At 27.5% G+C, this 574-nt stretch carries 1 protein-coding gene; it reads left to right on the top strand.

The window, feature by feature from the left end:
• Positions 1–40 precede the first annotated feature (40 nt).
• Positions 41–574, top strand: a 534-nt coding sequence (locus GQX97_RS14230) for a DUF5682 family protein (RefSeq protein ID WP_232473447.1), incomplete at its 3' end; no start/stop codon positions are given.

Here is a 574-nt window from a genome sequence, read left to right as displayed (position 1 = left end):
TATATATTGTATCATCATAAAAAAATATTGTATTATAATAATGTCAAAAAAAAATAACTTAGAAAAACAACAACTACTATTACCTATAAGGCATCATTCTCCAGCTTGCTCATATCATTTAAAAAAAGTAATAAATAGTTTTAACCCAGATTGTATATTAATAGAAGGACCAATAGACTCTAACAACTTAATGGAGTTTATGACAGATGAAGAAACCAAAGCACCATTTTGTATATATTCCAGCTATGATAGTGATATTAAATATAGAAGCTACTATCCATTTTTAGATTATTCTCCAGAGTTTGTAGCAATAAAAGAAGCATCAAAAAGAAATATCAACTGCGAGTTTATAGATATGCCTTTTGCTTCTATGATAGAAAATACAGATGATGAATATCAAAAAATAAGTTCCGTATACGATAAAGATGATTTAAAATTTGATATAAATGATTACACAAAAAAACTTACACAAAAATCAGGATTAAGAACATTTCAAGAACTTTGGGAAAGAGAGTTCGAAATAAACGGCATAGTAAAAACCCCAGTTCGAAATAAACGGCATAGTAAAAACCCC

The sequence above is a fragment of the Brachyspira sp. SAP_772 genome (assembly GCF_009755885.1).
GTDB lineage: Bacteria > Spirochaetota > Brachyspiria > Brachyspirales > Brachyspiraceae > Brachyspira.
Note: the sequence above shows the minus strand (reverse complement) of the source record. Positions and strands in the feature narration are given on the sequence as shown.